This window comes from Thalassovita sp. (genome assembly GCF_963691685.1).
Lineage (GTDB): Bacteria > Pseudomonadota > Alphaproteobacteria > Rhodobacterales > Rhodobacteraceae > Thalassobius.
In genome coordinates, this window is record NZ_OY829290.1 from 4,218,731 (window position 1) to 4,232,220 (window position 13,490).

Sequence of the window (13,490 nt, forward strand, 5' to 3'; positions counted from 1 at the left end):
GTAGCGGCAGGCCTCAGCCCACCAACAAAACCTCTTGCAGCGCGTCATAGCGCTGCTGGCTTTCCGGGGTGAGGTTTTCAACCTCAAACGCGGTCAGCTTTGGCATCTGAGCCCGCGGGTCAAATGCAGCCGGCAGGTCCAGCGGCACATCCTCTGCGGCATCCGACAACAAAGACAGCGATTGCACCTCAGGCAGTTTGGACATCATCAGATTGGTGAAGGTTTGCTGCGAAATCACCGCCTCCTGCCCTGATGCCGCATCGACATGCACGCTGACCTCTTGCAGGTGGGCGTGCTCCACCGGGCGGGTCAGGAAAAACGGGCCACTCAGATCCAGCATCCGCAGATTGGGCGCGGCATCGAACAGGGGCGTGATGTCGCCAATGCGGCAGGCCCGCACCGGGCTGTTGTAAAGGACAAACATGTCACCCAGGCAGAGGCTGCGCAGATTGGGCAGGTGGCGGCCTTTGAACAGGCTCATCACCTTGCCCAGATCAAACCCCTCTGCCGGTTTGCGCGCCGCATAGAGCTGTGAGGTGCCGATTTTCAGGGTCGAGACCTGCTGCGCCTCAGGCGATTGCAGAAAATCACTGATCAGTTCGATCTGCGCGGGGCCTTCCAGAAAGGCAACGGTGTCCAACTGATCCGGGAGATTGCGCACCGCGCTGCGTAACTCACCCTCCGGGCCGAGACCGACCAAAAGCGCACCCTGCATGCTGCTGCATCGACGATGGCCAAACCGGCGCAGTGACCGGCCAAACCGGGTGGTTGACCGACGGCAGCCAGACGGCCGAATAACTTTTTTAAAGGCGTAAACGCCGCGCTGACCCTGCACATCTTCCACTCGATCCCCAGCTACCCCTTGCAGTCTAACCATCTAGAACCGTGCGGGAATAGAGGAAAACCATGCCTTGCCGATTGTAAAAGTTGAATGTCAAAAAACCACCGCAGCCGCAAAACCGTCCTGCCCAAGAATTAAACAGAATCGGGCAACAGTCCGTATGGGTTGATCAGTGATTGTTGTGTTTTCGGAAAGGACTGCGGCGATGCAAGTCTCATCCTCGGTATCCATGTCTGCGAGCTATGCCTCGGTCAGTTTCAGCGCCACCCGTGTGAGCGTCAGCCAGGCCAGTCAGACCGTGGCCGAAACATCTGTTTCAAAAACGAAATCTGATATTTCGATCGATGTCGGCAGCCATGATCGCAGCGAACGGTCACGTGGACATGACCACAGCCAGCACGCCGAACGGGGCCGCGGACGGCGCGGATATGGCGGCGGACTGGCGGGTCGTCTGGTACAACGTATGGATGAAAACCGCGATGGCGGCGCGTCGCTGTCTGAGGTGCAGAACTCCCGCTATGGCAATCGAATCAGCGAAGAGAAATTCGCGAAGATTGACAGGGACGGCGACGGCCAAATGACAGCCAAGGAACTGCGGTCGCATTTCCGGCAGTCGCTGTTTGGCGATCGTGGCAGCAAATCCGCCAGCGAGGCCCCTGACACCCAAGGCACCCCGGCCACCAGTGAACCCGTCAAGAGCGGCAGCGCCGGCAGCGTGGCGCAGATTGCCAGCCAGCAGGCCCTGGCGACGGTCAGCTCTGTGGCGGTTTCGGTCTCCGTCGCCTCAGCATCCTATGCCAGCACATCCGCCAGCTTTGGCGGGGCCGTAGGGGACGCTGAGGTGCCGCAGGAGCCAATGGTGGGCAAAGCCCCGACCGAACTGAGCCCGGTTGGCGATGACAAGCCAAGCGCCGCAATGGAAGAACTGTCCAAGATCAAAGCCGAAGCAGCCGCCAAGGCTGAAGAGGTCGATGACGACGGCGACGATGTTGAGATCGAGGATCTTGGCGACCTGATGGAAATGATGGCCTCGGGCGCATTGGATGAGATGGATCCGATGAAGCTGATCGAGGAAATCGCCGAGTTGATGGGCGTGGAGTTTGAGGCCGATTATGATGACGACGACGGCGGCGTGAACATCGGCTCCCTTGGTGGTGAGGTTGATGCCAGTTTTGCCTCTTCTGAGGCCTCACTGGAGGCGTTCAGCTTTGAGGCCAGCCTGACCACCGCAACCTTTGCGGATGGATCCTCGGCCACATCAATGTCGGTGAACTTCACCGCCATCTCAGCCTATGCGCGCACAATGGAATTTAGCGCCGCAGCCTAACGCAATTTCCCAGAACCGGATGCAAAAGGGGCGGCCTGTTGAGCCGCCCCTTGGTGTTTGATGATCAGCTTGCCTGAATAAGCGTCTGTGTCGGGAAGGGGATATCGACCTCAGCCTCATCCAGCGCCTCTTTCACGGCCCGTTTCATATCGGCCTGATATGCAAAGTAGTCAGACGATTTGACCCAGACCCGTGCCAGAAAATCGACCGAGAAATCGCCGAGATTGTTCACCTGCAGGAAAGGTTCCGGATCCTGCAGGGCGCGCGGATCGCTCAGCAGGGTTTTGCGAATGACCTCTTCGGCCTTTTTCAGGTCAGCGTCATAGGCCACACCAAAGATCCATTCCGCCCGGCGGGTTTCATAGATCGAGAAGTTGGTGATCGTGTTGCCCCAGACATTGGCGTTGGGGATGATGGTCTGCACGTTGTCGGTGCTGGCCAGCTCGGTATAGTTCAGTGAGATCGATTTGACCGTGCCGCTCTGGCCGCCCACGGTGACGAAATCCCCCAGTTTGATGGGGCGGAAGACGATGATCATCACACCTGCTGCCACGTTGGAAAGCGTGCCCTGCAGCGCCAGACCGATGGCCAGACCGGCGGCACCGATGACAGCCACGATGGAGGTTGTCTTGATCCCGAAGGTGTTCAGCACAAACAGCAGCGCAAAGCCGATGATGGCATAGCGGGTGATGTTGCCGATGAAGATGAACAGCGTGTCATCCAGCGCCTCATACTGGAGGCCCAGCTTGGTGATCCGCCGACGGGCCCAGCCCGCGACGATGAAACCAAGGATCAGCATCACCACCGCGCCCAGCAATGAGCCGGCAAAAGAGGTGAGAACGTTAAGCGTCATCAGGTCTGCAAGGCTTTGGCCATTCCAGATCTGGGTATTCAGAATGTCAGTGAGGGTCATGTAACCAATTGATCCAATTTTCGCGCCAGCTTGGCATCCAATGCGCTCAAGCCGCCGACGTCATGCGTTGTGAGGGTCACATGCACTGTTTTGTAAACGTTTGTCCATTCCGGATGATGGTTCCATTTCTCCGCCCAAAGCGCCGCGCGGGTCATAAAGGCGAAAGCTTCGGTGAAATCGGCAAATTGGTAGGTCTTGGAAATCGCATCCCGGTCCGCATCAATCTGCCAGCCGGCTTTGCACAGCGGATCCAGTATGGTTTTACGGCCCGTGTCGCTCAGAAGTTCGGTCATTCTCTTTCCTCCCCTTGATCCTTTCGAAACGGGCCATAGGCAGTGAGGATTTCAATCTCCTCCTCCACCGCGGTCCGTTCAGCCTGCAGAAACTGTGCAACCGCATCCGCAAAACCAGGATGCCCGACCCAATGCAGCGAATGGGTGGTCACCGGCAGATATCCCCGTGCCAGCTTGTGTTCGCCCTGCGCACCCGCCTCAACCCGGGCCAGACCCTGATCAATGGCGAAATCCATAGCGCGATAATAGCACGCTTCGAAATGCAGGCAGGCATGATCTTCAATGCAGCCCCAATAGCGCCCATAAAGCGTTTCGGCGCCGATGAAGTTCAAGGCACCGGCCACCGGCTGCCCCGCGCGGCTGGCCAGCACCAGCAGCATGTCGTCACGCAGGGTCTGATTCGCGATGTCAAAAAAGGCGCGGGTCAGATAGGGGCTGCCCCATTTGCGCGCGCCGGTGTCCTGATAAAACCGCCAGAAAGCATCCCAATGGTGCGGCTGGATCTGATCGCCGGTCAGCATTTCAATCTCACCGCCAAAGGCATTGGCGGTGCGGCGTTCCTTGCGGATCATCTTGCGTTTGCGGCTGCTAAGACTGGCCAGAAAATCATCGAAACTGGCGTAGCCGGCGTTTTCCCAATGGAACTGCTGCCCGGTGCGATACATCAGCCCCATCTGTTCCCCTGCCAGGGCCTCGGCCTCGGTGCAGAAGGTCACGTGGAGCGAGCTGAGTTCGTTTTCCGCGGCCAGATGCACCGCCCCCTGCACCAGCGCTGAGGTGCCTGCCACCTCAAATCCGGGTCGGGTCAGAAAGCGCCGCCCGGTGGCGGGGGTAAAGGGCACCGCCAGCTGTAGTTTGGGATAATAACGCCCGCCCGCATTCTCAAACGCATGGGCCCAGGAGTGGTCAAAGATATACTCCCCCTGGCTGTGGGACTTGGCGTAAAGCGGGGCGCAGCCGATCAGCTGCCCGTCCTGATGCGCGGTCAGATACTGCGGCTGCCAGCCGGTGCCCGGCCCGACGGATCCGCTTTGTTCCAGTGCCAGCAGAAACCGATGGGTGGTGAACGGGTCCAAGGGCCGCGCGGATACGTCATCTGCCCCGGCTTCGGGGCAGGCGCAGGCATCCCAGTCGGCCGCAGGGATCTGCGCCAAACTGCCATGCACCTGAATTTCGACTGTCTTTTCCGTCATTTCCCTGTTCCTCACGCCCGTCCACTATTTGGGGCGGGCGCAGGTGTGTTCAAGCGGGAATCTGTGCCGGATAGCTTTCAAAGGTGACGTTATGTGCCACCTGCCGCGCTGCGGTCTCTTCCGCTTGGGATTTGATCGTCCAGCACAGGATTTGCGCGCCGCGACGCTTCAGGTCCTGCACACGTTCCGCATCCAGATCATCGGCCTCATGGCTGATGAAGCTGCATTTGTTTGCCTCATAATCCGGGATCCGGGCCAGACGGTCCCGGGTGCCTTTGGGCAACAGCGGCCATTTGTCAGCGCCAAAGGCAGCGGTGGTCAGACCACGGGCCCGATCCGGGCAGAGGCCCGACAAAACGCGTACACTATGCGGGTTAAAGGACATCAGCGCCACTTCGCCCTCATAGCCCGCCAAGGCTTCGGCGGTGGCCTTTTCCAGACGGCCGATATTGGCGCCCATCAGCCCGTCCTGATCTTTCAGCTCAATCAGCAGCGGCACACGGCCCGCCACCAGCGCCAAAATCTCAGTCAGGGTTGGAATGGTTTCCTCGCCGCCCAACAGCGTGATCTCTTGCAGTTCAGCGGCAGTGCGGGTCTGCACCGCCCCCTGCTGGCCGGTCAGACGCCCCATGTCATAATCATGGAACACCATCGCCACACCGTCCTTGGACAGCTGCAGGTCCAGCTCAATCCCATAGCCCGCGGCAATCGCGGCCTCAAAGGCCACGCGCGAGTTTTCAGGCAGGCCAGCAGACACATCATGCAAGCCACGATGTGCAATCGGCGCCTTTAAAAAGGCTTCGGACAACTGGATCATTTGATCTGGAAAATCGCTTCGATTTCGACGGCTACCCCCAGAGGCAGCGATGCGGCAGAGACGGCCGAACGGGCATGACGGCCCTTGTCACCCAGCGCTTCAACCATGAAATCCGACGCACCATTGATGACCTGAGGCTGCTCGATGAAATCGGCGGTGGAGTTCACAAAACCCACCAGTTTCACCACTTTGACCAACCGGTCGAGGTCACCGTCACAGGCGGCCTTGCACTGTGCCAGCAGGCTGATCGCGCAGGTTTTCGCCGCAGCAGCCCCTTCGGCAGTGCTGAGGTCATCGCCAACACGGCCTTTGATCAGCTCACCATCCGCATTGGAAATCTGGCCAGAGACATAGACCATGTCACCCACAACAACATAGGGCACATAGTTGGCAGCGGGGGCCGGGGCGTCCGGCAGGGTCACGCCCAATTCGGCAAGGCGTGTTTCGATGTGTCCGGTCATATTACTTCTCCCATCCAGACATGAGTCGCGCGCGACGCTACAGGAGCTGCACACGTTTTCATAGGCGTGGAACGGCGCATTTGCGCACAATCACGTCAGCCCTCGCGGAAGGCTTTCGCAAAGTAATCTGACATTGGTTTGACAAGGTAGGCCAAAGGTGTGCGATCGGCGGTTCTGATATAGGCCTCGACCGGCATGCCGGGCACCAGGGTCACGCCCTCTGGCAAAGCGGCAAGCGCCTCAGCTGAGACGGATATTTCCGCCCGGTAGTAGGAGGCGCGGCTGGCTTCATCCGTAAACGCATCTGCCGAAACCTGCGCCACCGTGCCGGGCAGTTCCGGCGTGGTGCGCTGATCCAGCGCCGGGAAGCGTAGCATCACCGACTGGCCCGGGTAGACCTGATCGATGTCGGTTGTCTGCACCTGCGCCGCAATCACCAGCGGCCGATCCTGCGGCACCAGATAGAGCACGGGATCCGCGGGGCGCACTACCGACCGCGGGGTGTAGAACTGCAAGGCGTGCACGATGCCAGAAACCGGTGCGCGGATGTCCATCCGGCTCAGCTGCAGTTGCAGGGCGCGCCGGGTCTCAGCCAGTTCCAGTTCACGGTATTGCAGATCACGCAGCTGGGTCACCGCCTCCTCACGCCGGGTGCTCTGCAGTTTCAGGATCTCGATATCAATCTCGGTGATCCGGCCCTCAGACTGTGCCACCTGCGCTGCCAGCTCCCCCACCTGACCACTGAGCCGGGCCTGTTCACGTTGCAGGCTCAGCACCTTTGAGGCCTGTGCCAGTCCCCGATCCAGCAGGCTTTGCTGGTTGGCCATTTCTTCGTTGATCAGGGCCAATTGCTGGCGCAGCGCCTCTTGCTGCGCATTGATGCCCTGAACCTGACTGTGGATCTGGGCCTGCCGTTTTTCCAATTGCTCGGTTTCGCGCGCGATCGAGGCATCCCGCGCGGTCAAAAGGCGCAGCTGACCGTCGATCATTTCCTGCACCTCGGGCTGGCCGGTTGCTACGCTCAGCAATTCAGCGTCAAAGCGCACCTCGCTTTCGCCATCTTGTTCGGCCTGCAGCCGCCCACGCCGGGCCATGATCTCAAACAACTGCCCTTCGGTGATCGCCAGCTGTGAGGCCAGTTCGGTGGGGTCCAGACGGACCACCAGTTGATCCTGTTCGACAAAGTCGCCCTCATCCACCAGCAGTTCTGCAATCACACCGCCGTCGGGGTGCTGCACCACCTGCCGGTTCTGATCGACCTCAATCTGGCCGGTGGTGACAATTGCGCCTGCGATCTGGGTCATGGTGGCCCAGGCCCCAAACCCACCCAGCAGCAACGCCAGAGAAATGCCGCCGATCAACAGCGGGCCACGGGGGGAATATTTGCTCATTGCACACCTCCGGCACCGGCGCTGCGCTGGATCTGCTGGTGGTTCTGCACCACGCTGCGCAGCACTTCATCCTTGGGGCCAAAGGCCCGCATTGCGCCGTTTTCCAACATCAGGATGGTGTCACATTCCTTAATTGCGGCCGGGCGGTGGGCCATGATCAACACCGCTTTGCCCGCCTCTTTCTGGGCCCGGATTGCGCGGTTCAGCGCCTCTGATCCCTCGTTATCAAGGTTTGAGTTTGGCTCATCCAGAACCAGAATCACCGGATCCATATACATGGCGCGGGCCAGCCCGATCCGTTGGATCTGACCACCCGACAGGCGCCCACCCGCAGCACGCACCTGGGTGTCATAACCATCAGGCAGCTTCAGGATCATCTCATGGGCATCAGCGCGGCGCGCGGCCTCAACGATTTTGGCGGGATCGGGATCCGGCGACAGGCGGGCAATGTTTTCCGCGATGGATCCATCAAACAGCTCAATCCGCTGCGGCAGGTAGCCGATCAGCTGACCCAGTACCGAAGGATCATATTGATCCAGCGTTGCCCCGTCCAAACGGATCTTGCCGCCTGCAGGCCGCCACAGCCCGGTCAGCGCCCGTGCCAGTGAGGATTTGCCAGCCCCTGAGGGGCCAATCACACCGCAGGCCTGGCCCGGTTCCAGCTTGAAGGTGACCATGCGCAGCGTTGCCTGTGCTTCGCCGGGGGGCACTAGCGTCAGCCCCTGCACGCTCAGCTTGGCCGCTGGGGTCGGCAGCGGGGTGCGCTGCCCTTCGGCGGGCACTTCGCTCAACAGGGTGGCCAGACTGTCCCAACCTTTGCTGGCCCGCTGCACCACGGCCCATTGGTTGATGATCAATTCAATCGGCGCCAAAGCCCGCCCCATTAGGATCGAACCCGCAATCATCGCGCCTGCCGTCAACTCCCCCTGCAGAACCAGATAGGCGCCAAGGCCCAGCATGGCGGACTGCAGAAACAGACGAAACGTCTTGGTGGTGATCGAAAACCCATTGCCGGTGTCCGAGGCGTTGAGCTGTTCCTGCAGGGCGCGATCGCGGGCCTTTTGCCAGCGATAAAAAGTTGCTTCGCGCATGCCCATGGATTGCACAGACTCGGCTTCGCTCTGCAATTGGCTGGCGATTTGTTCGGACAGGACAACAGCCCGGTTGGCCTCGGCCAGAGGACGGCGGGAAAAGATCTGGTTGGCAATGGTGATCATCACCAAAATCGCACCACCCCCGATGGCCAGATACCCCAGCCAGGGATGGAAGATCAGAATGCCGGCCAGAAACAGCGGCGTCCAGGGCACGTCAAACAGCGCGGTGAAAGACGGCGCACTGAGGAAGCGCTGCACGCCCTCCAGATCCCGCAAGCCGGTTGAGGGTGGCTGATCCGGGCGGGACGCCGATTTGCGAATCACCGCATCAAACACCCGGCGATCCAGCCGCGCCTGAAACCGCGCCCCAACCCGCGTCATGATCCGGCCCCGTGCCAGATCCAACAGTCCCATCATCAAAAACAGGAAGGCAATTAGCAGCGTCAGACCAAGCAGGGTCTCCTCAGATCGGCTGCCCAGCACGCGGTCATAGACCTGCAACATATAAAGGGGCCCGGTCAGCATCAGCAGGTTCACAAAAACGCTGAACAGCGCTACCGCCCAGAAAAGGCTGCGATTTTCGCGACGCGCTGCGCGCAATTCCTCGCGTCCGGGTTGAGAATTCAAAGGTCTGGTCGGCATGCGGCCTCTTTATCAAATGCTACAGGGCAGAATATGCACCGCCCTGGTGTTGCTCTTGCAATTCCCGTTCCTATCTAAACTAGGGCACGCAACACGCTGTCTCAAATCTGCCACAGCAACCCGCCACGATGTGACAAACCGCATAACGGGCTGGGCCAGCCTAACGGTTGATTTAGATAGACGTCAAAATGTTAACTCTCGGTTCAGATCAGTGATTTCTCCTCTCCAAAGCCGCTTCCTCCGCGCACCCGCACTCCTTACCGCGACCGCCATTGCCTTGGCAGGCTGCGCCTCTGTTGAGGGCGCAGGCATGTCTGATGCAGGCGTCTATGACCCGCATGAGCCAACCAACCGCGCCGTACACCGGTTCAACGTTGGTCTGGACCGTGCCGTGCTGCGCCCGGTGAGCAAGGGCTATGACGCGGTGGTGCCTGATGGGGTGCAGACCATGGTGGGCAATGCCAGCGATAACCTTGGCGAGCCCAGCAATCTGGTCAACCGCACCCTGCAGGGCGATCTGCGCGGCGCTGGTGTTGCGCTCTACCGGTTTGTGGTGAACTCCACCGTGGGACTGGGCGGCATCTATGATGTGGCTGCCGAATTTGGCGTCACCGCCGACGAAACCGACTTTGGCGAAACGCTGCACACTTGGGGTGGCGATGAAGGCGCTTATGTTGAACTGCCGGTGCTTGGCCCCTCAACCGCGCGCGATGCAACAGGCCGCGTGGTGGATGCGGTGCTGAACCCGCTGTCGGCCGTGATGAACAGCGATCAGAAGACACTGCGCACCAGCCTGAAAGTGGCAGATCGCGTCGGCAGCCGTGCCCGTTATGGCGATACGCTGGACTCGGTGCTGTACGAAAGCACCGACAGCTATAGTCAAACACAGCTTCTTTACCTGCAAAACCGCCGCTTCGAACTGGGAATCGAGAATGAAGATTCCTATATCGACCCTACCGAGATTGACACTGAGGGTTTCTAAATGGCACCGCTTTTCAGCCGCCGCAGTTTTATCGCCACCGCCAGCGCCACCGCGCTGATGCCCGCCCTGCCCACCGCTGCCTTTGCCCTGAATGAGGCAACAGCTAAGGGCCTGGTGGAAAAGCTGGTGCAGGAAATCAACAAGGTGATCGCATCCGGCAAGTCCGAAACGGCGATGATTGGTGATTTCGAACGCATCTTTAAACGTTACAGCGACACCTCCTATATCGCGGCCTATGCGATGGGTGTGGATGGCCGCCGTGCCTCGGGCGCGCAGAAGAAAGCCTTCTCCACCGCGTTTACCGCCTATGTGGCGCGCAAATACGGCAAACGCTTCCGTGAGTTCATTGGCGGCCGTCTGGAAGTGCAGAGCGTGAAGAAGGTGAAAAGCTTCTATCAGGTGCGCACCATTGCCTATCTGAAGGGCGAGAGCCCCTTTGAGGTTGATTTCCATGTTTCCGACCGCACCGGCAAAGACCTGTTCTTCAATATGTACATTGAAGGCATCAACATGCTGCTGACCGAACGCGAAGAAATTGGCGCCATGCTGGATCGCCGCAAAGGCAACATCGATCAGATGATCACTGACCTGAAGAAAGCCGGTTAAGGATCACATTCCTTGAAATGCGACGGGCGGGGATTTCCCCGCCCGTTTTTCTTTGATCCTAGTTGCCGCCAAAAATCCCGCGCAGCAGGTCATCAATGCCATTTCGGGTATCGCGATCCCGCTGCGGATCTGGTGCCACATGGCGGGCGGGCGATCCGCCGCGCAGCATCGGCAGCGGTTTCGGTGTCAGCCCCTCATGCACACGACGCATGGTTTCGTGCCAGATCTCAGCCGGCAGGCCGGATCCCGTCACCCCGGTCAACGGTGTGTTGTCATCATAGCCCATCCAGACGCCCGCCACGTAGTCAGCGGTAAAACCGATAAACCAGGCGTCTTTGGCTTTCTGCGAGGTGCCGGTTTTCCCGGCCACCTGCCAGTCAGGCAGATTGGCGCGACGGCCAGTTCCCTCAGCGGCAACCACATGCATCATCCATGTCAGTTCCCGCGCGGCATCTTCGCTGATCACACGCTCACCGATACCGCCGGTGGAGGTCATCAGCGCCTCATCATCGCCCTGCATCTTCAGTTCCACCAACCCGTAGGGCCGAACCGAGCTGCCACCGTTCAGGATCCCCGCGTAGGCGCCCGTCACCTCCAGCAGACTGGTATCAGACGCCCCAAGCGCCAGGGACGGGCCTGCGGCCAGATCGGATTCAATGCCAAAGTCGCTGGCCACCTTGCGCACGTTTTCCAAACCGGCATCCTGCGCGATCTTCACCGCCGGGATGTTCAAGGAGACGCGCAGCGCCTCGGTCAGGGTCACGGGGCCGTGGAATTTGCGATCATAGTTCTGCGGGCTCCACGGCGACGATCCGGGGATGTTGATGGTGATCGGCTCATCCACAACGATATCATTGGCCGACCAGCCCAGTTCAAGCGCGGTGGCATAGACAAAGGGTTTGAAGGCCGAACCGGTCTGGCGTTTCGCCTGCACGGCACGATTAAAGGCGCCGGTCACTTTGGTTTTGCGGCCGCCCACCATGGCGCGCACCGCGCCGTCTGCCGACATGACCACAATGGCCGCCTGCGCTTTGGAGCCTTCGCGCACCTTTTCTGAGAAGATGTAGTTCATCGCCTCTTCGGCGGCGTCCTGAATGCGCTGATCCAATGTGGTGCGGATCACCACGTCAGAAGTTGAGTTGCGGGTGAAGAACTCAGGCCCTGACGACATCACCCAATCGGCAAAATACCCACCGGCCCGTGCCTGAGCGGCCGGTGACAGTTTGGCGGGGTTGTCCCGTGCCTCCTGCGCGGCCTTGGTGGACAGGTATCCCTGATCCTCCATCAGACCGATGATCACCCCGGCGCGGTTTTGGCTGCGGGTCAGGTTGCTGGTGGGCGCCAGCGTCGAGGGCGCGGTCAGCAATCCGGCGATCATCGCGCCCTCGGCAGCGGAAAGCGCCGCAGCGGGTTTGCCGAAATAGCGCTGCGCTGCCGCCTCAGACCCATAGGCGCCACCGCCCATGTAGGCGCGGTTCAGATAGATCGAGAGGATCTCATCCTTGGTGTATTTCACCTCCATCGCCAGCGCGTAGATGGCTTCCTTGCCCTTGCGCCAGAGGGACCCGCGGCGACAGTCCGCCTCATAAGCGGCTTCACTGTCCCATTGGGTGTCATCATAGACAACGCCAAGACACAGCAACTTGGCCGTCTGCTGGGTGATGGTCGACCCGCCGTGGCCCGACAGCGGCCCACGGCCTTCGCGCAGGTTGATGCGCACAGCGCTGGCCACGCCGCGTGGTGAAATCCCGAAATGGCGGTAGAACCGTTTGTCTTCGGTCGCAACAACGGCGTTTTTCAGATGCGGTGACACACTGTCAGCGGTCACCACGCCGCCAAACTGATCGCCGCGCCAGGCAAAGACCTCACCGGTGCGATCCGTCATCACCACCGAACCATTCGCGCGCCCATCCAAAAGGGCGGTCACCTCAGGCAGCGTGGAATAGACATAGCCAACCGCCAGACCGACAACGATCATCGCCAGCGCGGTGATCCGCCAGGTAAAGGCCCAGATCAGCCGGAACAGCCAGCCAAAGATCGCCCGGAAAAACCGCACAATGGGATTGCGCGAGGACTTTGCCGGTTTCCGACGGGCGGGTTTCTTACGGGCGGGTGTTTTGCGCGGGGCGGGCTTGGCCGTGGATTTACTGGCAGCCCGTTTGGTCGCAGCCGGTTTACGCCCCGCCGCGGTGCCCTTGGTTTTGCCACCGGATTTGCCTGCCGGTTTTGACCCATAGCGACGCTCGGCCACCAATGGCGGCTTTTTGCGACCTGAATCACTCATCTCTTGCCCTGCCCGTGCAACCTGTTTTGCCACAGCATACCGCCCCGCGCCCCAATTGTAGAGACGGTGATTCCTGCTCTGGCAGTTCTTTGCTTGATTATTTTTTGTGCAAATTTCACATAACGCACAAAATTTGAACAGCACAGCTGCGGAATTCCTGTGCAACTGCAGCATTTCCTTCACCTGAACCCACCCCGTGATGTTGGTTGAGACCGTAATTCTGCGGGTCTGGCAGACGGGTGAGTGCGTGAGTGAACGCCAACAACCGGAACCGCGTTTTTCGACAGGCTGAACTAAGGGGAACAAGGTGAAACTGATTATTGCAACGATCAAACCGTTCAAGCTGGAGGAGGTCCGTGAAGCGCTGACCGAGATCGGCGTGCGCGGCATGATGGTCACTGAAATCAAAGGCTTCGGCTCGCAGTCGGGTCATACGGAAATCTACCGCGGCGCGGAATACGCAGTGAATTTCGTACCCAAGATCAAACTGGAAATCGTGGTGAGCGCGGCGATGGCAGACCAAGCCGTCGAGACCATCACCAACACCGCCCGCACCGGCAAAATCGGTGACGGCAAGATCTTTGTGCTGGACGTGGCACAGGCCGTACGCGTGCGTACCGGCGAAACCAACGACGACGCGATCTAA

General features: G+C 59.9%; 13 protein-coding genes. 4 read left to right on the forward strand and 9 right to left on the reverse strand.

Features of this window, described 5'->3' with window-relative positions:
- Positions 1 to 13 precede the first annotated feature (13 nt).
- Positions 14 to 715 carry a hypothetical protein gene (locus tag ACORLH_RS20495; RefSeq protein WP_321830198.1) on the reverse strand — a complete coding sequence of 234 codons (702 nt, stop codon included), beginning with the start codon at positions 713 to 715 and terminating at the stop codon, positions 14 to 16.
- A 331-nt stretch (positions 716 to 1,046) separates the two neighbouring features.
- Between ACORLH_RS20495 and ACORLH_RS20500 the strand changes: the two genes are divergently transcribed.
- On the forward strand, positions 1,047 to 2,168 hold the full coding sequence (locus ACORLH_RS20500) for a hypothetical protein (RefSeq protein WP_321830199.1): 1,122 nt from the start codon (positions 1,047 to 1,049) through the stop codon (positions 2,166 to 2,168).
- Positions 2,169 to 2,232: 64 nt separating this feature from the next.
- On the opposite strand, the gene ACORLH_RS20505 is transcribed toward ACORLH_RS20500, so the two are convergent.
- From ACORLH_RS20505 to ACORLH_RS20535, 7 genes are all read right to left on the reverse strand, one after another.
- A complete protein-coding gene (locus ACORLH_RS20505) occupies positions 2,233 to 3,081 on the reverse strand; it encodes a mechanosensitive ion channel family protein (protein ID WP_321830200.1) in 849 nt (282 codons plus the stop codon).
- A complete protein-coding gene (locus ACORLH_RS20510; RefSeq protein WP_321830201.1) occupies positions 3,078 to 3,374 on the reverse strand; it encodes a 4a-hydroxytetrahydrobiopterin dehydratase in 297 nt (98 codons plus the stop codon). The genes ACORLH_RS20505 and ACORLH_RS20510 overlap by 4 nt, the downstream gene beginning before the upstream one ends.
- Entirely contained in the window at positions 3,371 to 4,567 is a 1,197-nt protein-coding gene (locus tag ACORLH_RS20515; RefSeq protein ID WP_321830202.1) for a GNAT family N-acetyltransferase, read from the reverse strand. Before ACORLH_RS20515 ends, ACORLH_RS20510 begins: the two co-directional genes overlap by 4 nt.
- Before the next feature lie 49 nt (positions 4,568 to 4,616).
- On the reverse strand, positions 4,617 to 5,384 hold the full coding sequence (locus tag ACORLH_RS20520) for a glycerophosphodiester phosphodiesterase family protein (protein WP_321830203.1): 768 nt from the start codon (positions 5,382 to 5,384) through the stop codon (positions 4,617 to 4,619).
- Positions 5,381 to 5,845 carry a RidA family protein gene (locus ACORLH_RS20525; protein WP_058242289.1) on the reverse strand — a complete coding sequence of 155 codons (465 nt, stop codon included), beginning with the start codon at positions 5,843 to 5,845 and terminating at the stop codon, positions 5,381 to 5,383. Before ACORLH_RS20525 ends, ACORLH_RS20520 begins: the two co-directional genes overlap by 4 nt.
- Positions 5,846 to 5,940: 95 nt before the next feature.
- A complete protein-coding gene (locus ACORLH_RS20530; RefSeq protein WP_321830204.1) occupies positions 5,941 to 7,236 on the reverse strand; it encodes an HlyD family type I secretion periplasmic adaptor subunit in 1,296 nt (431 codons plus the stop codon).
- A complete protein-coding gene (locus tag ACORLH_RS20535; protein ID WP_321830205.1) occupies positions 7,233 to 8,972 on the reverse strand; it encodes a type I secretion system permease/ATPase in 1,740 nt (579 codons plus the stop codon). Before ACORLH_RS20535 ends, ACORLH_RS20530 begins: the two co-directional genes overlap by 4 nt.
- A 310-nt stretch (positions 8,973 to 9,282) precedes the next feature.
- Between ACORLH_RS20535 and ACORLH_RS20540 the strand changes: the two genes are divergently transcribed.
- Together ACORLH_RS20540 and ACORLH_RS20545 are read left to right on the forward strand one after the other, a co-directional pair.
- The gene (locus ACORLH_RS20540) at positions 9,283 to 9,954 is read left to right on the forward strand and encodes a VacJ family lipoprotein (protein ID WP_321830206.1); all 672 of its coding nucleotides are present in this window, start codon (positions 9,283 to 9,285) and stop codon (positions 9,952 to 9,954) included.
- Complete coding sequence (locus ACORLH_RS20545; RefSeq protein WP_321830207.1) at positions 9,955 to 10,560, forward strand: ABC transporter substrate-binding protein; 606 nt, start codon at positions 9,955 to 9,957, stop codon at positions 10,558 to 10,560.
- A 58-nt stretch (positions 10,561 to 10,618) separates the two neighbouring features.
- Here ACORLH_RS20545 and ACORLH_RS20550 read toward each other — a convergent pair whose 3' ends face one another.
- A complete protein-coding gene (locus tag ACORLH_RS20550) occupies positions 10,619 to 12,844 on the reverse strand; it encodes a PBP1A family penicillin-binding protein (protein ID WP_321830208.1) in 2,226 nt (741 codons plus the stop codon).
- A gap of 307 nt (positions 12,845 to 13,151) precedes the next feature.
- Between ACORLH_RS20550 and ACORLH_RS20555 the strand changes: the two genes are divergently transcribed.
- On the forward strand, positions 13,152 to 13,490 hold the full coding sequence (locus tag ACORLH_RS20555; RefSeq protein ID WP_058242283.1) for a P-II family nitrogen regulator: 339 nt from the start codon (positions 13,152 to 13,154) through the stop codon (positions 13,488 to 13,490).